Annotated in this window: 23 protein-coding genes and 1 tRNA gene; 16 read left to right on the top strand and 8 right to left on the bottom strand. The window is 35.4% G+C overall.

What is annotated here, in order from left to right; all coding sequences use genetic code 11:
• Window positions 1-76 precede the first annotated feature (76 nt).
• Window positions 77-751: a guanitoxin biosynthesis heme-dependent pre-guanitoxin N-hydroxylase GntA gene (gntA, locus tag HX109_RS15195; RefSeq protein ID WP_178953557.1), complete on the top strand. Its 675-nt coding sequence runs from the start codon at window positions 77-79 to the stop codon at window positions 749-751.
• Between the two features lie 84 nt (window positions 752-835).
• On the top strand, window positions 836-1285 hold the full coding sequence (locus tag HX109_RS15190) for a ferritin-like domain-containing protein (RefSeq protein ID WP_178953555.1): 450 nt from the start codon (window positions 836-838) through the stop codon (window positions 1283-1285).
• 128 nt (window positions 1286-1413) lie between these two features.
• Here HX109_RS15190 and HX109_RS15185 read toward each other — a convergent pair whose 3' ends face one another.
• Together HX109_RS15185 and HX109_RS15180 are read right to left on the bottom strand one after the other, a co-directional pair.
• The gene (locus HX109_RS15185; RefSeq protein ID WP_178953553.1) at window positions 1414-1821 is read right to left on the bottom strand and encodes a hypothetical protein; all 408 of its coding nucleotides are present in this window, start codon (window positions 1819-1821) and stop codon (window positions 1414-1416) included.
• Between the two features lie 21 nt (window positions 1822-1842).
• Window positions 1843-2529: a type 1 glutamine amidotransferase domain-containing protein gene (locus HX109_RS15180; protein ID WP_178953551.1), complete on the bottom strand. Its 687-nt coding sequence runs from the start codon at window positions 2527-2529 to the stop codon at window positions 1843-1845.
• Window positions 2530-2759: 230 nt separating this feature from the next.
• Between HX109_RS15180 and HX109_RS15175 the strand changes: the two genes are divergently transcribed.
• The 3 genes from HX109_RS15175 (at window position 2760) to HX109_RS15165 (ending at window position 5895) form a co-directional block, all read left to right on the top strand.
• On the top strand, window positions 2760-3287 hold the full coding sequence (locus HX109_RS15175) for a DUF421 domain-containing protein (protein WP_178953549.1): 528 nt from the start codon (window positions 2760-2762) through the stop codon (window positions 3285-3287).
• 358 nt (window positions 3288-3645) lie between these two features.
• Window positions 3646-4665 (top strand): helix-turn-helix domain-containing protein, encoded by a 1020-nt coding sequence (locus HX109_RS15170; protein WP_178953547.1) that lies wholly within the window; start codon window positions 3646-3648, stop codon window positions 4663-4665.
• A 195-nt stretch (window positions 4666-4860) separates the two neighbouring features.
• Complete coding sequence (locus HX109_RS15165; protein WP_178953545.1) at window positions 4861-5895, top strand: helix-turn-helix domain-containing protein; 1035 nt, start codon at window positions 4861-4863, stop codon at window positions 5893-5895.
• A 15-nt stretch (window positions 5896-5910) separates the two neighbouring features.
• Here the strand turns inward: HX109_RS15165 and HX109_RS15160 are convergent, their stop codons facing one another.
• Together HX109_RS15160 and HX109_RS16355 are read right to left on the bottom strand one after the other, a co-directional pair.
• The gene (locus tag HX109_RS15160; protein WP_178953544.1) at window positions 5911-6954 is read right to left on the bottom strand and encodes a helix-turn-helix transcriptional regulator; all 1044 of its coding nucleotides are present in this window, start codon (window positions 6952-6954) and stop codon (window positions 5911-5913) included.
• Between the two features lie 98 nt (window positions 6955-7052).
• Complete coding sequence (locus HX109_RS16355; RefSeq protein ID WP_255462713.1) at window positions 7053-7295, bottom strand: general stress protein CsbD; 243 nt, start codon at window positions 7293-7295, stop codon at window positions 7053-7055.
• A 216-nt stretch (window positions 7296-7511) separates the two neighbouring features.
• On the opposite strand from HX109_RS16355, the gene HX109_RS15150 reads away from it, so the two are divergent.
• The gene (locus HX109_RS15150; protein WP_178953542.1) at window positions 7512-8573 is read left to right on the top strand and encodes a TIGR04086 family membrane protein; all 1062 of its coding nucleotides are present in this window, start codon (window positions 7512-7514) and stop codon (window positions 8571-8573) included.
• Window positions 8574-8713: 140 nt separating this feature from the next.
• Here HX109_RS15150 and HX109_RS15145 read toward each other — a convergent pair whose 3' ends face one another.
• Complete coding sequence (locus tag HX109_RS15145) at window positions 8714-10852, bottom strand: catalase (RefSeq protein ID WP_178953540.1); 2139 nt, start codon at window positions 10850-10852, stop codon at window positions 8714-8716.
• Between the two features lie 268 nt (window positions 10853-11120).
• On the opposite strand from HX109_RS15145, the gene HX109_RS15140 reads away from it, so the two are divergent.
• The gene (locus HX109_RS15140) at window positions 11121-11360 is read left to right on the top strand and encodes a hypothetical protein (RefSeq protein ID WP_178953538.1); all 240 of its coding nucleotides are present in this window, start codon (window positions 11121-11123) and stop codon (window positions 11358-11360) included.
• A gap of 124 nt (window positions 11361-11484) precedes the next feature.
• On the opposite strand, the gene HX109_RS15135 is transcribed toward HX109_RS15140, so the two are convergent.
• Window positions 11485-12024 carry a YSC84-related protein gene (locus HX109_RS15135; protein WP_178953536.1) on the bottom strand — a complete coding sequence of 180 codons (540 nt, stop codon included), beginning with the start codon at window positions 12022-12024 and terminating at the stop codon, window positions 11485-11487.
• A 277-nt stretch (window positions 12025-12301) separates the two neighbouring features.
• Window positions 12302-12784, bottom strand: a complete 483-nt coding sequence (locus HX109_RS15130) for a DUF4199 domain-containing protein (protein ID WP_178953534.1) — start codon at window positions 12782-12784, stop codon at window positions 12302-12304.
• A 551-nt stretch (window positions 12785-13335) separates the two neighbouring features.
• Between HX109_RS15130 and HX109_RS15125 the strand changes: the two genes are divergently transcribed.
• From HX109_RS15125 to HX109_RS15105, 5 genes are all read left to right on the top strand, one after another.
• Window positions 13336-14151: an outer membrane protein assembly factor BamD gene (locus tag HX109_RS15125; RefSeq protein WP_178954232.1), complete on the top strand. Its 816-nt coding sequence runs from the start codon at window positions 13336-13338 to the stop codon at window positions 14149-14151.
• A 7-nt stretch (window positions 14152-14158) separates the two neighbouring features.
• Complete coding sequence (locus tag HX109_RS15120) at window positions 14159-14479, top strand: DNA-directed RNA polymerase subunit omega (protein ID WP_178953532.1); 321 nt, start codon at window positions 14159-14161, stop codon at window positions 14477-14479.
• Window positions 14480-14485: 6 nt separating this feature from the next.
• A complete protein-coding gene (gene coaBC / locus HX109_RS15115; protein ID WP_178953530.1) occupies window positions 14486-15697 on the top strand; it encodes a bifunctional phosphopantothenoylcysteine decarboxylase/phosphopantothenate--cysteine ligase CoaBC in 1212 nt (403 codons plus the stop codon).
• A complete protein-coding gene (locus tag HX109_RS15110) occupies window positions 15690-16583 on the top strand; it encodes a DUF4835 family protein (RefSeq protein WP_178953528.1) in 894 nt (297 codons plus the stop codon). Before coaBC ends, HX109_RS15110 begins: the two co-directional genes overlap by 8 nt.
• 118 nt (window positions 16584-16701) lie before the next feature.
• Window positions 16702-17055 carry a hypothetical protein gene (locus HX109_RS15105; RefSeq protein WP_178953526.1) on the top strand — a complete coding sequence of 118 codons (354 nt, stop codon included), beginning with the start codon at window positions 16702-16704 and terminating at the stop codon, window positions 17053-17055.
• A 109-nt stretch (window positions 17056-17164) separates the two neighbouring features.
• Here HX109_RS15105 and HX109_RS15100 read toward each other — a convergent pair.
• Window positions 17165-17238: transfer RNA gene (locus tag HX109_RS15100), tRNA-Arg, on the bottom strand.
• Between the two features lie 100 nt (window positions 17239-17338).
• Between HX109_RS15100 and HX109_RS15095 the strand changes: the two genes are divergently transcribed.
• The 4 genes from HX109_RS15095 to HX109_RS15080 all read left to right on the top strand — a co-directional run bounded on the left by HX109_RS15095 (window position 17339) and on the right by HX109_RS15080 (window position 19876).
• Entirely contained in the window at window positions 17339-17971 is a 633-nt protein-coding gene (locus tag HX109_RS15095) for a Crp/Fnr family transcriptional regulator (RefSeq protein ID WP_178953524.1), read from the top strand.
• A 116-nt stretch (window positions 17972-18087) separates the two neighbouring features.
• A complete protein-coding gene (locus HX109_RS15090) occupies window positions 18088-18645 on the top strand; it encodes a YeeE/YedE family protein (RefSeq protein WP_178953523.1) in 558 nt (185 codons plus the stop codon).
• A 22-nt stretch (window positions 18646-18667) separates the two neighbouring features.
• Window positions 18668-19081 (top strand): DUF6691 family protein, encoded by a 414-nt coding sequence (locus HX109_RS15085; protein ID WP_178953521.1) that lies wholly within the window; start codon window positions 18668-18670, stop codon window positions 19079-19081.
• A 3-nt stretch (window positions 19082-19084) separates the two neighbouring features.
• Window positions 19085-19876 (top strand): sulfite exporter TauE/SafE family protein, encoded by a 792-nt coding sequence (locus HX109_RS15080; RefSeq protein ID WP_178953519.1) that lies wholly within the window; start codon window positions 19085-19087, stop codon window positions 19874-19876.
• Window positions 19877-19931: the final 55 nt, after the last annotated feature.

The following is a 19931-nucleotide window of genomic DNA, read 5'->3' as shown; positions in this document are numbered from 1 at the left end:
GTTTTTTAAAGGTTACTTAAAAAATTCATTGTCTCATCACATACATCCCAAATAAGTATAGCACTTAAAAAATACTATGCTAGAAAGCAACATTATTGAAATTGGCAATAAAACCAAGGCTGCCGAGGAAGCGATACGGGAATTTATTTTAGATGAACATCCCTGCGTTATGGCGCAAAGTGTTGTCGCAGATGACAATATTACAATATTCGATTATGGTAAGATGCATCACGAGTATACTTATGAAAAACTCTTTAATGATTTAGAAAAGTATATAGAAAACGTGGATGAAAAGACAATGAAGTTTCAAACTTTTATTGCTGCTTTTACACAAGAAGTTTTTTCCAATGAAATTACATTTGAAAATGCACTGTGGCGGCTCTTATTCAAACTACATCAGTTGGATACCAAGGCTTGGGATGAAAATACCAGTTCTGATCCTGGTTCTCCTAAGTTCAGCTATAGTTTGCATGGGGTTTCCTTCTATGTGGTAGGGATGCATCCAGAATCTTCCCGCTATGCTAGAAGTGCTCCTTTTCCCATGATTGTTTTTAATCTACACAGTCAATTTGAGTTATTGCGTAGTGCAAATAGGTATGACCGCGTTAGGGACCTTATAAGGCGAAGGGATAAAGAATATCAAGGTAGCATTAACCCAATGCTCGACGATTTTGGAAACAGTAGCGAGGCTAGACAGTACAGTGGGCGAAAAGTGGAGAAAGATTGGAAATGTCCTTACCACTTCGATTAAGATAAAATTCAGTTTTAGGTTTACTCAAAAAACGGAAATATGGATTTCGTTTTTAAATTAATTATTAATTAAAAATTTTGAATTATGGCAGATTATACAGAAAAAATTGAAAAGAGAATTAAGGCGTTAATTGAAAAGAATGTTGACGCCCACAAAGGCTACAGCAATGCAAGTGATAATGCAGACCATAGTGGATTAGAAGTATATTTTAGGGATAAGGCTGCAAAACGTTTGCAATTTATCACACAGTTGCGGGATGAGGCTACCAAGTTCGGACTAGAAATAGATTCTGATGGAAGTTTTACTGGAGACGCTCATCGGGCATGGATGGATATTAAAAGTTTCTTCTCCGGAGACGATGCAGAAGCTATGTTGGAAGAGTCCATTCGCGGAGATAAGGCAGCAGTAGAAGAATACGACGAGGTATTGGAGGAAGATTTACCAGTTTCTACCCGTATGTTAGTGCTGGAACAACGAACCCAAATAATGAACGATTTAAATGAAGTAAAAACCTTAGAAGACATTAAGGATTAAAGGTCTATAGTTTGTGATTACAAGGCGGGCGATACTATGATGGTATCGTCCGCCTTTTTTATGAGTATATGCTTTTTGCTGATTTCCCCAGATTTTGAATATCTGTTGGGGATATGTTTTATCAATTCTTAAATGAAATTGATCAATGTAATACCGTAGACTAAGTGTGCAAAAAAGAGTTGACAGCAATAAGGGATTATAAAACTTTTATCGTTCTTTTGAGAAAATAGAAAAATAAGAATCCAACTAAAAATACCTAGGCACCCAAAAAAAGCGCCCACGATTAAATACCTCCAATCTTGAGAGGCATCAATAAGAGGGGATTTTATCCAAATTACAGCAAAGAGATAACCAATTAGGAAATGAGTAAGCCAACCTAAGATAAAGGATAGGGATGTAGTGCCAAATACTGGCTTGTAAATTAATTGCGCCAACCAATAGGGCTCAGAATAATTTTTCCGAGACCACCATGAAATTATATAGGAGAAAATGGTCATGGCAACGGTGGCTACAATACTGGCAAAAAGAATACTCATAAGCTATCAATTTTAATTACCTTATCTTCCCCTTAATGTCTCTATCATTTTTTGTGCAACATTTCCAGCCGAAGCAGGGTTCTGTCCCGTTATGAGTAAACCATCTTTAACTATATGCGGTGTAAAAGGAAGAAAGCTGGTAGAAAAATCGGCATCATTTTCTTTAAGCCGGTTTTCCAAATAGAAAGGAATATCTTTATTTCGAAGAACCAATTTTTCTTCTAAATTAGAAAAAGAGGTGACTTTTTTATTCTTTAAAAATGAAGGTTCTAGCTGGCATGTCGAAAGCAGAGCCGCCGGCCCATGACAAACTGCACCAATGGGTTTCCCTTGCTCATAGAATTCCAAAATCAATGAACCACATTTTTTATAGTTAGCGAGATCCCACATGGGGCCATGTCCACCTGGGATGAATAGAGCATCGTAATCGTAGGCATGTACTTCTTCCAGAAAACGGGTTTTGGAAAAAGATTCTTGAGCTTTTTCATCACTTTTGAAACGTCGGTTGGTTCCTGAAATATATTCGGTGAGTTTGCTTAGGGGATCTATCGGTGGGCGTCCTCCCAAGGGTGATGACAAAGACACCTCAAACCCTTCATTTATAAACTGGTAATAAGGGTCGGTAAATTCCCCTAACCATACACCCGTTTTCTTTTGATGGTTTAGCATTCGGTTATGCGAAGTGAGGACAAACAATATCTTTTTCATTATGTTGAAGTTATTGAATTTTTTTTTTAAAAGTATATCTAAATTAAGAACTCCATTAAAAATAATTATTGCTATCCCTTTAAATTTGAACGCTAATGCCTTTCTAAAGAAGGTTCTTCCATACCATTTCGCAGGTTTCGAAACAAACGGTTTCATACAAGTTAAAAACCTGGGTAAAAGGGTTCAGATATTCCCAGGTCTTCTTTTATCTTACCGAATAAAATTTTGGAATGGATTTAAGCTTATTTGATTTAAAATGGGATTCAATTGTAAATATTTCTATAACAGCTACGGGCATTTATATTGCTGTTATAGCATATACACGAATATTTGGAAAGCGAAGTTTTTCAAAAATGTCCAGTTTCGATTTTGCCATGACAGTAGCAGTTGGTAGTATTATAGCAACTACAATTTTATCCTCTACGGTGAGTATGATGGAAGGAATTATTGGTCTTGGGATGACGTATGTACTTCAATTATCAGCAGCAGTCTTAAGGCGCTATAAAATTTTTAAAAATGCCATAGACAATACACCTTTGTTATTAATGTATAAGGATAAAATTCTTCATAACAATCTTAAAAAAGCACGTGTTTCAGAAGAAGATTTAAGGGCAAAATTAAGAGAAGCTAATGTATTGCGATTAGAGGATGTGAAGGCTGTGATTTTTGAAACTACAGGTAGTATTAGTGTGCTACATACCACCGATGATGATGTTCATTTAAACCCATGGCTTCTGGATGATGTAAACCGAACTTAAATAATATCCGTTATCTAACTTACTTTTCTACCTTTTAAGTAAAACTAATTGTAGATATTTCTATTTAGGTGCATTTTTGCTTTTGAATTTTAAAACCCGCAGGTTTTAACCTTACTTCTCCACACCTTCATACCAAATAAGGGTTGTATTGTTACCAAAAAAATAGTAAACGATTAAATATTGCTCTTTCAATAGTAAAATTGTTAGTTATTATATTATTTATGTTAATATATAAACAAATGTTAAAATATTTTTGTGAATAGCTTCCCGGCGGAGTTTGTCGCTATTTAGGTGCTGATGCTTCTATGGTGGGAAAGCGCACACCTTGTTTCATACTTAAACGAAGATATAACCATTCATGAAGATAATTCATTTGTCAGATTATTCCGATCTTAGCCATTGCAAGGATCTTATAACCAAGAATCATAATACCACCTTCGATAATTCAAATATTCAAGAATATGAAATAGCCAAAAACAAAGGGCAAGGTGGCATAAAAATGGTTGTTTATGGGAATGGAGTGCGATACATTTGTTATAAAGCTACTTTTTTTGAGGACATTTCATTGAAGTTTACAAATACTGATTCAGTGCTCAGGTTTTATTATTTTTTAAATGGTGAATTAAATTTAAAAACCGATGATCCTTCAGAAGAGATAAAACTTGAAAAGTATATGAAGCTCTGCGCTAATTGCAATTCTGATAGTACTGTGAATTTAATATTGAATAAAAATCAGGAAGCGTATGTTGCCATGGTAGAAATAAGTAGGGAGCGTTTTCCTGAAGAGTTTGCGAAAGACCTTCCACCGTTTAAACACATTTTTGACTCATTTATAAGTAAGAAATTTGTTGAAGATAGTAAGATCGCATCAGGACATTTTAACCTTAGCATTCACAAAATACTTAAGGAAACTACTAATTGGCCAGGGGATAAAGCTCTGGAATTTATGTACATTAAAGGGAAATTATACGAATTACTAAGCTATGAATTTGATTTTTTTAATGATTATTTAGAACAAAGAATTGCATTACAGGAAATTTCCGCCCGGGATATTCAGCTTGTAGATCGGGCTGTCGAGTTTATTAAATCTAATCTACATCATAAGTTGACAACTTCACAAATTGCCGAATATTTAAATACCAATGTAAATCGTGTACAGAAATCTTTTAAAGGTGTTTTACAGACCACAATTAACGATTTCAAAAAAGATGTGCGTTTAAATGAGGTACAACGATTATTGATAGAAACAGATTTGAGTATATCTGAAATTAGTGATGTAGTAGGCATCTCCAGTAAGAGCTACCTTTCTAAAACTTTTAAAGAAAAATATCAAACGTGCCCAAAGTTGTACCGCCAAAAGCATAAAAATTTACATTAAACAAAATTTTTCAAAATCAAGGTCTTCGTGGAATATATTTGTTAAAATATGCTAAATTACAGTTAAAATACTATTATTTTAAGTAAATAGAAGTATTTGTGTTAATAGTAGCCAGGATTTTGTTATCCAATTGTATTGAAGGTTTGTAATTTTAGGGGACTAACATCCATTAATAATTATTAACAGCAATCAATCATGAATAAATGTAAAATTCAACCCTTTGGTGTGAAAGACACGCTAAAGCAGTTTCTAGACTATTTTGGAGGGGGCAAAATGGTCGAGGAGGCAGATTGTCATTTTAATTTTCAATCTGAGCTCGATAATGGGAAGTTATCCGCATCCATATTTAGCAATGGTTTATCTGGAATTTCCTTAGACCTTAATTTGGTAGAAGACCAAAAGATTACTTTTAACACTTCACTTGTAAACCCGCTTACCATAATTTATTGTTTGGAGGGAGGCTTGATTTGTGGAAATGGCGCTCAAGATTACCGAGTGAATCAGCACCAATCGGTTATCATAAATTCCGCAATTGGTGAAGATTACTATTTACTCTTGCCAAAAGAAAAACCATTGCGACTCTTTATATTTGAAATAGACAGACAGAAATATGGCTACGAGGATGAACATTATCCAGTAGTATGCGATGAAATTAAGGACCTATTTCAGAATATTAAAGAGAGCCAATCCAACTTAATGTTTTTACCAGATAACGTAAAGATTTCAGAACAAATTAAGCTTTTAAATGCTTCGAAGGTTCAAGGATATTCGAAATATTTATATATAAAAGGACAGCTACAGTTATTATTGGCTCATTTTATATACGATTATTACGTGAGTTTAAAGTCGCCAGATCAAGAGTATTCACTACGGAAATATGAATTGATAAGGATTCAAAAGGTGGCTGAAAAAATTAAAAAACATCCCGCAGAGGATTATACCATTAGAAAAATAGCGTTGGAAACGGGCCTGGCTCCTTCTAAACTACAGGAGGGCTTTAAGTACTTGTTTGATACCACTGTAAATGATTACGTTAAAAAAGTACGTATTGAAAGGGCAGAAGAGCTCTTAAGGGAGCAGGAAGGCAATATCTCAGAAATTGTTTATTCCATAGGCCTAAACAGTAGAAGTTATTTTGCGAAAATTTTTAGGGAGCGCTACAATTGTTGTCCAAAGGAATATCAAGATAGGCACCGAAAAAGACGTTATCAACTTGCATCTGCTTGCTAAATTAAAACTGGGGTTTTACCCCGGTTTTTTTTTGCTTTTTATGACTTCCATGTTCTGTTTTCGAAACTCACTGGGGGTCATATGATATTCTTCCCGTATTATTTTAGAAAAATAGCTTTTACTACTTATACCAATATTGTCCTGTATCTCGGCCAACGTTTTATCCTTATCTGCCAACATTATAGTAGCTACCTGCAGTCTGGTTTTGTGAACAAATTCGTTCACCGTGACATTATACATATCCTTAAAACCTAACTGAAGTTTAGCAACCGGAATACCTATGCGATTTGCGATATTTTCAATACTCGGTAAGTTTTCAAGTTCGGTATAAATTATTTTTTTGGCCGTTTCAATTTGATCTATTTCCTGCCGTCTTAAAATAGTTCTATTGCTTTCATCTAAAATATCGTCTCTGTAGAGCATTATCTGCTCAACTAAAATTGAATAGGTTTTAGATTTTAAGAACAGTTTTCGAATTAATTTCTGATCGGTATGCTCTTCAATTCCCTTAAAAATATCCGCTAATTTTAAACTGTAAAAGCCTTCATGGTAAAAGAGTGTCTTCCCTGTTTGATCACGGAAGAGTTCGATTAACTTTTTATCACTTTTTTCAAGTTCGCAATTTATTTCTCCTTGGAATTGATTTCGGATGATTTCAACACTTGTCATCGTTGTTTGCTCATTCTTATAAAATTTTATAATATGTCCGGCATTATCCTTATTGGCTACAATAACGTGCTGATATTTTTCAATTTCATGATTGATGTTTTCATGGGCAAACCTATGGATTAAACTTCCATCCACGCAATAAATGAATTTTAGCGGATGAACATCATCTTTTACAAATCTTATCTCCAGATCTTCATAAAAACTACAATTGTAAATAATGAGTCCCAAGCCATCGTTAAAGCTAATACCCCTTATAGAGCCTTTGCCTATATTCTCGGGCAATTCAATTAAATATTCATCGCAGTTTTCAACAAAATCACACCGAAGCCCGGTCGCTATATTTTGAATCACTTCATTTATGGGTAGTGAATGTACATCAATCGATTTCATGAAAGTTAATAGAGTTATCAATTTCCAGTGAAATTAAATAAAAAAAAGCAGCTTTACCTTGTAAAGCTGCTTTTTCCCAATTGATCTTTAATGGTTTTCTACCAGTTATCAATTTCATCCTTCACTTGCGATCTGGAGATACCTCTTCGTCGACTTAGTCTATCTAGCATACCTTCGAAATCCCCATCATTATAATTAACATCTTCATCAGTGACACTCTGATATTCCCCTCGATATTCACCTTTGATGCTTTTCCATTTTTTCTCTAAGTTTTTAGAGCGGTCTTGATTTTCGTTTTTACGATCGTGAGAAGGATTTTCTCTTTCATTTCTTTTTTCCATCACTTTACAATTTTAAGTTATTAATAACTCTAATTTAAGAGGTAAATACGGTTAAATTGAACTGCATTAAATAAAAAAGTAGCGTAATGAAAATAAGGTTTAATGCATTATAAATAATTGATAATGAGTTTCTTTTGTGTTAATTTTTTATTCAAAAACGAACAATATACATTGAAAATATAAGTAGGTTGTTTGTTCAACTTAAAAAAAATCAAAATGAGAAGAATAACAAATTTTTTTAGTACAACCAGAAAAATAAACCGTATTTCATGGGGAGCTGTAATAAGTGGTGCACTTACTACTATTGCGATTATGTTTCTGTTCAATTTATTGGGTATAGGCATAGGTTTTGCCAGTATAGATCCCCTTCAGGAAAGTGAACCGTTGGAGGGATTGGGAATTGGAACCGCGATTTGGTGGATTGTTTCCAATTTATTAGCCTTATTTGCTGGTGGTTGGGTTGCTGGTAGAATGGCTGGATATCCATCTCCCATCGATGGCGCTTTGCACGGATTTATAGCCTGGACGGTTTATGCGTTGGTGTCGGTTATATTTGTTGGATCAGCAGTTGGTAGTGCCATCAGTGGCGTAGCTAGTGCCACCTCCCAAATATTTGGCGGCGGCGATACAAAAGAGGTGGTGGTCAATTTAAAAAAGCTTCAGAACCAAAACAAAAAGGAAACCACAACTACTTACAACGAAGTAAAGGAAGAAGTACTGCAATTAATGCAAGCAGGGGAGCGATATAACCTTTTACCAGAAAATACTTCCGAGGAAGCACGGTCAACAATTCAAAACTCAAAATCGGAGGTACGAGAATCGTTACGCCAGCTCAATCTGGAAGAAAAGGTTTCGGAATTCTTTAATGATTTAAATTTTGATCTGGATAAAAATGGAAATCTGGATATTTCTGTAGAAGGGGACAAAGATTATTTTGAAAAAGAGGAAATAAAGGATTATTTAACTGAAAATACAGATTTAACGGAGGCTGAAATCAACGGAGTCATCACTAAATGGGAACGCAAACTAGATAAGGCAGCAGAGAGGGCAGAAGAATTGTACAAAAAAGCCAAACAGAAAGCTGAAAAAGCAGCGGATGAAGCGGCAAAAGCTATTGCAAAGGTAAGTTTGGTTTCATTTTTTATGTTTCTATTGGGAGCCACAGCCGCCTTGTTGGCGGGATCATTGGGTTCGCCAACGTATACGGTTCTAGAGGAGGAGCGTATTCATGAGGAAGATAATTTTAGACGTGACGAGGATTATAGAAGGGATATTTAGAGAAATGGATTTGCCATTTTTTTAATTAACTCTATTTATAATCTTTTAGGGATTCAATAATTATTTAATTATAAAAAAACCGAGACGGATTCTAACCCGGCTCGGTTTTTTTATGCAATATTTCCCAAAAGTGCGAAAGCTTAAGCTGGAATCATTTTGGTTTTGGCTTCCCGTTCCCAATTTCTATGCTGGGCTAGAACCTCGGAAAATTTATTTGGAGATTGATCCATTAAAACAGCTTCGTCCTCTTTAAAGGTCTTAAGGAAAGTTGTTTCCAAAAACTGTTCGGCCTCTTTTTGCAAAGCAATGGCCTTGCAATGTTTTAAAGTTTCATTAATAAATTTAATAACCTTTCCATTTTCTTTCAGTGTTTCAACTGATTTATCCCCACCGGGCAGGTATAGGGCATCATACAAAACACTTTCGGTGGTATGGAGTGCAGCATTTACCTCATGTTCTTTGTCTTTATCGCAAATTACTTTACCACCGTTAGGGGCAATTAAAACAAGATGTGCATTTTTGCCCTCCAAATGCTTTTTCATTTCTGACACCCCTTTACCATCAAAACCGTCTGCTACCAGAGCTGCAATTTTCAATGTGCTGATATCTTCCGATGGAAGATGGGTTTGGCTTAGCGCATTGGACTCTTCTAAATAGTTTTGTTTCCTGGAGGGTTGTTGCTTCTCTACATTGGCATCGGCACCAATTGCTTGGTTGATGGGCTGATCAATTTTTTCAGGTATTTCCAAACCTAATTTTTCAGCCACCTCATTTGCCAAATTTTCTTCAATTTGATTGAGCAACCACAGCATGCGTTGTTTTATATGCTTGTAGGTACATTTCCCTAATTCAAAAGCATAGGCCTCGATTATATGTTCTTTTTCCCAACTTTTTAAACTTCTATAAAAGAGGGCCGGTTGCGAAAAGTGATCGTTGAAACTTTCACTTCTGGCTCGCACTTTTGAAGCTTCTATTCGCTCTTCGTAACTCGAAAAGCCTCCTTCTGCAATTCTTGCCAAATACGGACATCCACCACCAATGGAATTGGGAAAATAGGCAGTTTTACCTTTGTTGATGGTCATTCTCATGTGCGCGTCGCGCTGATTGTTGTGGACTTCATTCAAAGGACGATTGATGGGAATTTCGTGAAAATTTGGGCTTCCAAGTCGCGATAGCTGGGTGTCTGTATAGGAAAACAATCTTCCCTGCAGCAATGGGTCATTGGTGAAATCGATACCAGGTACTATATGCCCGGGATGAAATGCTACTTGTTCGGTTTCCGCAAAGAAATTATCGGGGTTTCTGTTCAACGTCATTTTTCCGATTCTTTTTACGGGCACCATTTCTTCAGGAATCAATTTTGTAGGATCCAGTAGGTCAAAATCAAATGAATGTTCATCTTCCTGTGGGATTACCTGTACCCCTAGCTCCCATTCGGGATAGTTTCCTTCTTCAATAGCATCCCATAGATCCCTACGGTGAAAGTCGCTATCTGCACCATGTATTTTTACCGCCTCGTCCCATGTGATCGATTTGATTCCAAGAAGGGGCTTCCAATGAAATTTTACGAAATGTGATTTGCCATCTGCATTAATAAATCTAAAGGTATGGATTCCAAAACCTTCCATCATTCTAAAACTTCTCGGAATTGCCCTATCGCTCATCAACCAGATTTGATTATGAAGGGTTTCCGGTGTATGGGATACAAAATCATAGAAAGTGTCATGTGCGGATGCAGCCTGCGGAATTTCCCTGTCAGGTTCCGGCTTTACAGCATGAATTAAATCTGGAAATTTCATAGCATCTTGAATAAAGAAGATAGGCATATTGTTACCTACTAGGTCGAATATACCTTCCTCGGTATAAAATTTAACAGCGAATCCACGTACATCCCTGGCAAGATCTGCTGAACCTTTGGATCCTGCCACTGTAGAAAACCTAACAAATACCGGGGTTTTTCTGGAAGTATCGGTAAATATCCCTGCTTTGGTAATATCTTCTTGACTTTCATAGAGTTCAAAATATCCATGAGCGCCGCTTCCTCTGGCATGAACAATGCGCTCTGGTATTCGCTCGTGGTCAAAATGGGTTATTTTTTCGCGTAAAATAAAATCTTCCAACAGTGAGGGGCCTCTCTCACCAGCTTTTAAGGAATTATTGGTATCGTTAACTTTAACCCCTTGATTGGTGGTCATAAATTCACCTTCACTGCTAACCTTTTTCAGGGAAGCTGATTTTTTAGTCTCTTGTTTTTCTGGTTTATTCTTATGGTCTTCCATCTTACTAAGTTTTGCTATGAAGTTAGTTTTATAGTTCCTCAAGAATGGATTCATATAATCAAATTCTGAATGGAATTGGTTAAATAGAGAAGAATCTGCGGTGATGAGATAGAAAACTTTAGATGCAAGTCGGATTTTTGTATGAATTAAAATGTAGAAGACTGAGATGCTTAGCTTTAAATCTGAAAACATTCAAGATATTATCATTTCCGTTCAAAGGTTTAAAAGGTCATCCTTATTTTGAAATCAATAATTTTTAAAATTTTAAATGATGAGAATTACACCGAAATTGTTAGGGATAATTTTATTTTATGTTCTGGCTCTATCTTGTCGAGATTCCAAAACTGAAAAACCAACTGGGGCTACAAACAGTGCCAGGGAAGATATTCAGGAGGTAAAGCAGGAAGGGATGGAACGAGCCATGGAATGGAAAGGGAAACCGGTAGACACTTCTTCAGTCGATAGCGCTTCTGCAAAAATAAATTCTGAAAAAGGTTCCGTAGATTAAAGAAATAACAGTCAGTAAGCTGTAGGACTCTAGATTTTTTAAAACTTAACAAAGAGCATCGAACCAAATAGAAATAAAAAGACCGCTAAAAAAGCGGTCTTCCGTTTGATTATACATAAGTTGGTTATTTATTATCAAACGGTGTGTATTTAAATTTTTGTCCCCCGATGGATAAATCTGCCATCAATCCTTTTTTGGGTTTAGTGAAAATGATCATTCCATCGTTGTAATTGGCATTTTTAGCAGCCCCTTCCTTAACGGCTATGGCAGAAGCTTCAGCTGAAAATTTGATTTCTTCTTGCTTAAACTCATTAAGGGCTTCTTCGGTTTCGAAAAAAATGATTTCCACAATCTCTTGTCCTCCAGCTTGTAAACCAATATCTACTTTTTTAAGACTTGCCATACCAACCGGGGCTCCATTTTCATACAAAACACCATTCCCCGAAGCGCCTCCAACTATAAAAGCTCCTTCTCCCACATTGGGGAAAATGACATAACCCGAAGCACTTTCGAAAAATTTTTCCAGTCCTTTATCTGACTTTTGTAATAATTGTTTTGCATTCTCGGCATCAGACATTATTTTTTGATCTTTTTCCGTCTGGGAAAACGCAAACAAGGTAATGGCAGTGAAAACGATGGTAGTGAATAATTTTAGCTTTTTCATGTTTAAGTTTTTTAAAATTCTTTAATATATTATGCTGTTTATAGGAAGGTTTACAAATTTATTTAACTCTAATTCAATTTGCCTTCAGACCTTAAAATTATAATTTCGATGACTATATTTTTGCCGTAATCAATCAATTTTTGAATGGCTTAACAAATGATTATGAAATTTAAGGGAAGTATCAATTTTATGCATTTTAACGAACATTACTAAAAGAGTCTAGTAAGATATCCTTAAAAATTTCATTTCTGCCTCAGTATCTAGTGAATTAACGATTCTAATTATCCTTACTATGGGATAAAGTGTGGCGTTCCCCTTCCGTAGTATTCCAACTCTTTTTTAATAATTGCATGTATGACAAGGTTAGAACAACGGATAAGGCAAAACCCATTAAAATTATAGTTAACAATAACATACCCATATTGCTGGACCACTCAAACTTCCATTCCGTCATAAAAGAATTTAAAAAATCAGAATTAAGTTCGGTTACATATAAAGCGAAAAATATAGTAAAAATAACCGTTCCCATGAACCCGATAATCATCCCCGCGGCGAAGCCATGCCTATAAAGAAAGTTGCCCGTAAAATTTGCTTTAAAATCCCGCATTCCATAGTACATTGCTGTGGCTATAATGGCAATGTTCAGGGCACCCAATATGGGATATTGATGAAGTCCAAATAGGGATAAAATCAGAAAGTAAATAATTAAGGCGATACCGGTGAGACTTCCATATTTTATTGCTGAACTGTAATTTTTCATAATGTATTTTTTTTTATACTTGAATTAAATTTTTCTTCGTTTACCTAGAAATGCCACTCTCTTTATGGATTTATTAGTCTAAAAGGGATTTCTTCGGAGGCTAAGACGAATATAAACAACAGGTTTTGTAAAGTTGGACACAAACAATGATATCCTTGACGGAAATGATTCCTTTAATTCTAAAAAATTGTACTCATGACCTATTCTTGGGAATAGTCCAAAATCCAAAATAAGTCGTACAACCCGTAATTTAGATACTCTTTATCTTTCCGTAGAGAAAATGTTGAAAAGCGGTTTGTAAAATCTAATTTATCATTGGTTTCATTGGAGGTATGGAATAGGGGAAAGTTAAACTTTTAATAAAAAGGGAGTGGAGCCGGTTGAATGTTTCAAAAGAGCTTTATTTTCACCTTTTAAAATAGTTTTTTTAATTACATATATTTAACTAATTTTGCCCGATGAATTATCTGCAACCTAATTACTTGGTGTGCAGTCCAAAAATAGTTTGATTGGAGCTGAAAAATAAAAACCTGCTTAGCGGCGTAATGCATATGAAATATACATACATATTAATTCTTTCTGTTTTTTTATTCATTGGATGTAGTGAGTATCAAAAAGTATTAAAGGATAGTGATGTAAAGAATAAATATGAAATGGCTGAAAAGCTTTATAATGAAGGAGACTATAAACGCGCTAATAGGCTTTTAGAGCAAATTGTACCTCAGTATGTAGGAAAACCGCAGGGTGAACGTCTTATTTATTTTTATGCCAACTCTTATTACGAGATGGAAGATTATTACTTGGCAGCCTATCAGTTCGAGCGTTTCTCAAAATCATATCCACGGAGTGATAAGGCAGAGGAGGCAGCTTTCTTAGGTGCTAAAAGTCAATATTTAACTTCCCCGAGATATAGTTTAGATCAAACAGAAACGGAAAAAGCTATTAGTAGATTGCAAATTTTCATCAATACCCATTCAGAGTCGGAGTATATGGAGCAAGCAAACGAAATGGTAGCGGAGTTAAGGGCAAAATTGGAAAAGAAGGCCTTTGAAATAGCAAAGCAATACAATAGAATATCAGATTACAATGCGTCCATAAAATCTTTTGAAATGTTCTTTAAAGAATATCCAGGATCGGTTTATAAAGAGGATGCATTATATTATGATTTCTTGGCGAAATACAACTTGGCGGTTAATAGTATCTACTCTAAAAAAGAAGAACGTATTAACAATGCGCAGGCGGCCTATAAAAAATTGATAACGGAATTTCCAGAAGGTGAATACCAAGGAAAGGCGACGAAACTCAATGAAGAGCTAAGCAAAGAGTTAGCAGATTTTAAACAATTATTAGAACAATACAGCAAATAAAAAAGTTATGAGCGAATTAAGAAATTCTGAAGCACCTGTTTCTACGGTAACTTATGATAGAAATGAAATTGACGCGCCAACAAATAATATTTACGAGGCTATTTCAATTATTTCTAAACGTGCTAACCAGATTAATGGAGACATTAAAAAAGAGTTGATCGAGAAATTGGAAGAGTTTGCTACTTATACTGATAGCTTGGAAGAGATTTTCGAAAACAAAGAGCAAATAGAAGTTTCTAAATTTTACGAAAAACTACCAAAACCGCATGCCATTGCAGTAGAAGAGTGGTTAAACGATAAGATTTATTATAGAAACACCGAAAAATAGTAGGGCATGTCCATACTTAGCGGCAAAAAAGTTTTACTTGGTATTACTGGTGGTATTGCCGCTTATAAGTCGGCTTACCTTGTCCGACAATTCATAAAAGCTGGAGCGAGCGTTAAAGTGGTAATGACAGAAAGTGCAAAAGACTTTGTTACCCCTTTAACGCTTTCTACATTGTCTAAAAATCCGGTTTTCTCATCTTTTACCAACTATGAGGAAGGCAACGAAGTTTGGAACAATCATGTAGACTTAGGCCTTTGGGCAGATTTAATGATAGTAGCGCCGGCTACGGCCAATACACTTTCTAAAATGTCCAGTGGCGCTTCCGATAATTTTCTCCTTGCAACTTATCTATCTGCTAAATGTCCAGTTTATTTTGCTCCTGCGATGGATTTGGATATGTACAAGCATCCATCTACTACTCAAACTTTCGAGCAATTAAAATCTTTTGGAAACATTATTATTCCAGCTAGTCACGGTGAATTGGCCAGTGGTTTAGTAGGAGAGGGTAGAATGGCAGAACCTGAAGAGATAGTATCATTTATAAAAAAAGACATGCTTTCTAAACTTCCCTTAAAGGGAAAGCGTGTATTAATTACCGCGGGCCCCACCTACGAAGCCATAGATCCTGTGCGCTTTATAGGGAACCATTCTAGCGGTAGAATGGGATATGCTTTAGCAGAAGAGGCTGCTAATTTAGGTGCAGAAGTATTTCTAATTTCTGGGCCAACACACTTAGACTTAAAACACAGTCACGTTAAATTGGTAAGGGTAACTTCAGCAGAAGAAATGTACAACGCCACCCATCAAGTATTCAATCAAGTTGATATTGCCATTCTTTCTGCAGCGGTTGCAGATTATCGACCTTCCGAAGTCGCAAACAAAAAAATTAAAAAGAAAACCGCAAGTCTACAAATCGATTTAGAGCCGACAAAAGATATTCTTGCATCGCTCGGTGAAATAAAAACCAAGCAGTTTTTAGTGGGGTTTGCATTAGAAACCAACGATGAACTGAATAATGCCAAAAAGAAACTCAAGGCGAAGAATTTAGATGCAATTGTATTAAATTCTTTAAATGATATGGGGGCAGGTTTTGGAAAAACCACAAATAAAGTTACTTTTATAGATAAGAAACTTACTAATATTCCGTTTCCACTAAAATCGAAAACGGAGGTTGCTGTTGATATTTTTAATGAAATCCTGAATCGTTTACATGGTTAAGAAGCTTTTGTTTGTTGTTTTACTCTCTGTCGCCAACTTTTCGTTGATGGCACAAGAGCTTAATTGTACCGTCATTGTAAACTCCGATCAGGTAAACCAAACCAACAAGCAAATTTTTAAAACCTTAGAAAAGTCGTTAAACGATTACGTAAATCAAACCAAGTGGACGAATCGTAATTATACCAGTGCAGAACGCATTGAGTGTAGTATGATGATTACCATTAAGAATTACGAAAACAGTACTTTTAACGGCACTATACAGGTACAGTCCAACCGTCCTGTATATAATTCAACTTATCAATCTCCGGTTTTTAATTATCAAGACAAGCGCTTTACATTTAACTATATAGAGTTTGCGCCTATTTATTTCAATCCAAATGTTTTCGATTCTAATTTAACATCCGTAATTACCTATTATGTCTATATAATTTTAGGGATCGATGCCGATACTTTTTCAAAAGAAGGTGGAACACCTTACTTCAAACAAGCTCAGAACATTGTTAATTTGGCGCAAGGAAGTGGGTACAGCGGATGGCAACAGGCCGATGGAGATAGAACACGTTGGGAATTGGTAGATAACCTTTTGTCGAATACTTTTAAGGAATACCGTTTAGCGCTTTATAACTATCACCGTTTAGGTTTGGATAATTTGGTAGACAACGCAACTATGGCTAAAGAGTCTATTGCTGGATCTATGAAGTTGTTTGATCGATTGAACAATGTGCGTCCCAATTCTTTTGTACTTCAAGCTTTTTTTGATGCAAAATCTGAAGAGATAGCAAATGTTTTTTCAGGCGGGCCTAAAGTGGATATTGTAAAGCTTAAAGAAACCTTAAATGAAATAGCTCCTTTATATGCTGATACTTGGTCTCGTATAAAATATTAGTTATGTGAACGCTTTGTAAGAGGTCATAGTTTTAAATTTATTGTGGAGATCAATTTCCTACCACAGGTTTTATTGCAAATAATTGTAGTTTTTAACTCAGAAGGTAACTTGTATTTTAATGTCCAGCTACTTTAAAGAAAAGGAACTAAGCGCAATAGATGGTAAAATTAGTTCCATTTTAAAACAGTCCGGTTTTTTTAAAAGAAATTTCTGGAAAGTCCTGGGATTGGGACTACTTCTTTCTATTCTAGGACCATTTTATAAACCTGAGGATGATTGGGGCTTCTTAATGCCAACAGTATTGGAAATAACCGATATAGATTATTTTTCACTTGCACTATCTTTCTTAATTTTTTATTGTACCGCTTGTTTGATCGCCCATTTCGTATGGAAATTTCAGGAAAACTGCCAATTGAAGGCTTTAAGGTCCCGTAAGGCAAATCTAGAGAAGGAGCTGAATGCCAAAAGTTGAATTTATAGCGTAATTAAAAAGTAATGCAGGAAAATTTTTTATTTCATAGAAAACTCAATCAAATGAAAATAAAAAACCACGCCTTTTGGACGTGGTTTTATACTTCTAGTGACCTCGGCAGGATTCAAACCTGCAACCTTCTGAGCCGTAATCAGATGCGCTATTCAGTTGCGCCACGAGGCCGTAAACACATTTGCTATCGCCAATGCGGGTGCAAATATAATATTTTTTATTTAAATATGTCAAGCTAAATAAAAAATTTATAAAAGCTTATTTTTGAATAATGAAAAGCAGTATACAACAACAACTAAATCATTTATTTAGTGATTATATCATCAATCAACTTCAAGAAGTAGGGATAGTTAAAAACTACATTAAAGATGATATAATTTTGGATTTAGACCAAGAATTAAAATTTGTACCACTTGTTTTAGAGGGTACAATTAAGGTGCTTCGCGAAGATAACACCGGAAATGAGTTGTTACTTTATTTCTTGGAACCCGGAGATACATGTGCCATGTCTTTAAGTTGCTGCCAAAAGAAATCCAAAAGTAAAATTAGGGCTATTGCCGAGAATGATGTACGCCTATTAATGGTACCTGTGGAAAAAATGGCGGAGTGGTTTGAGTCCGACGGAAGTTGGAGAAATTTCATCTTGGATAGCTATCAAATTCGATTTCACGAAATGTTGGAAACTATCGATACATTGGCATTTTTAAAAATGGACGAACGCTTGGAAAAACTTTTAACTGATATGGTTAAAGTAAGCGGTAGCACTATTTTGAATATCACACACCAAGAAATCGCCGAAAATTTAAATACTTCTCGAGTTGTAATTTCCAGATTGCTTAAAAAATTGGAAAATGAAGGAATTATTAAATTATCGAGAAATAAAATCGAAGTACTGATGTTTTAAGGTAGACTGTAAAGTGTGCCCTATAAACAGATTTTATCATAATTTTTATTAAAGTAACATTCATTACATAGTCTTTCCAACAACCATTCTATCTTTGTTTAAAATAATTTTTCAAAATGGATGTGATTTTAGACCCTTGGCCTTGGTATGTTTCTGGCCCCTTGATAGCTTTGGTTATGTTCTTGTTGGTTTACTTTGGTAAAACTTTTGGGATGTCTTCCAACTTAAGAACTTTCTGCACCCTGGCAGGGGCAGGAAGAAGAAGTACTTTTTTTAACTTCAATTGGCGTGATCAAAAATGGAATTTATTGGTGGTTTTAGGAGCAATCATAGGTGGTTTTATTGCTCATTTTTTTCTTTCTAATGACACCCCAATTCAATTAAATCCTTCCACTATGGTGAAACTTGAAACCTTTGGATTCAGTAATATTGGTGAAACCCTTTTACCTAAGGAAATTTATAGTTGGGAAGCGGTACTTTCATTAAAAGGACTCTTAATCTTGATGGGAGGCGGATTTTTGGTTGGGTTTGGTACAAGATATGCCGGTGGTTGTACTTCTGGACATGCCATTACAGGCCTAAGTAACCTTCAGGTGCCTTCACTTATTGCTGTGACAGGCTTTTTTATTGGAGGCTTGGTGATGACTCATTTTATACTACCATTATTGTTTTAAAATTTTAAAGAACTTTAAATAGATGAAATATTTAAAATTTATTCTTACTGGAATTTTATTCGGAATCGTATTGGTAAAATCGGAGGCTGTTTCATGGTATCGTATTTACGAAATGTTTCACTTCGATTCTTTTCACATGTATGGAATTATTGGAAGTGCCGTCTTTACCGGAATTCTACTTTTGCAGTTTGTAAAAGCTAAAAACCTTAACAGCATAGAAGGAAAACCTATTAATATACCTAATAAAGCAAGAAGTGTTACAAGGTATTTGGTGGGTGGAAGTATTTTTGGTCTTGGATGGGCGCTTGCAGGTGCATGTCCAGGACCTATGTATATTTTACTGGGAACAGGTGTTTTTTCCATGTTAATTGTAATTGCTGCGGCTATGCTTGGAACTTTTGTATATGGAGTTATAAGCGATAAAATACCCCATTGATTTATGGAAAGTATTCTTGGTTTTTCTGGTGCTTTAATAATTGGACTTGTCATAGGTCTTTTGGGAGGTGGAGGCTCTATTTTAACAGTTCCTCTGCTGGTTTACATGTTGGCATACAATCCCATTACGGCAACGGCTTATTCGCTATTTGTTGTTGGAACTTCTTCTTTATTCGGGGCTCTGCAAAAATATAAAAGTGGAAATGTAGATTTTAAAACGGGACTGGCATTTTCATTCCCTTCTTTTATAGCGGTATACCTCTCTCGACGTTTTTTGGTTCCGGGTATTCCCAACGAAATTTTTACGATTAATAACTTCGTATTTACTAAAAATATGTTCATCATGGTATTTTTCGCGCTTATAATGTTTTTAGCTGCGATATCTATGATTAAGAAACGAAAAAGGAACTTGAAAGAGCTGGATTATAAACAACCATATCCAAAAACATTTGTTCAAGGCCTGGCCATTGGGGTAATAACAGGGCTTATTGGAGCCGGTGGAGGATTTTTATATGTTCCTGCTTTGGTGCTTTGGGCAAACCTTCCCATGAAAAAGGCTGTGGGAACATCTTTGGTAATCGTAAGTTTTAATTCCTTAATCGGATTTACCGGAGATATGCAGACCCTTCAAATTGATTGGGAATTCCTGTCCGTTTTTACTTTTTTAACCATTATCGGGGTTTTAATCGGTGGACTGTTGTCAAATTACATTCCCAACAAAGTACTAAAAAAAGGATTTGGCTATTTAATTCTTGTAATGAGTTTTTACATCCTTTTGAAAGAACTGTACCATTAAAGCCAATACGACATTTATTACATTGCAAAACAAAGTTGTTTAGTATCTTTGAAGA

The sequence above is a fragment of the Galbibacter sp. BG1 genome, from assembly GCF_013391805.1.
GTDB lineage: Bacteria > Bacteroidota > Bacteroidia > Flavobacteriales > Flavobacteriaceae > Galbibacter.
Note: the sequence above shows the minus strand (reverse complement) of the source record. Positions and strands in the feature narration are given on the sequence as shown.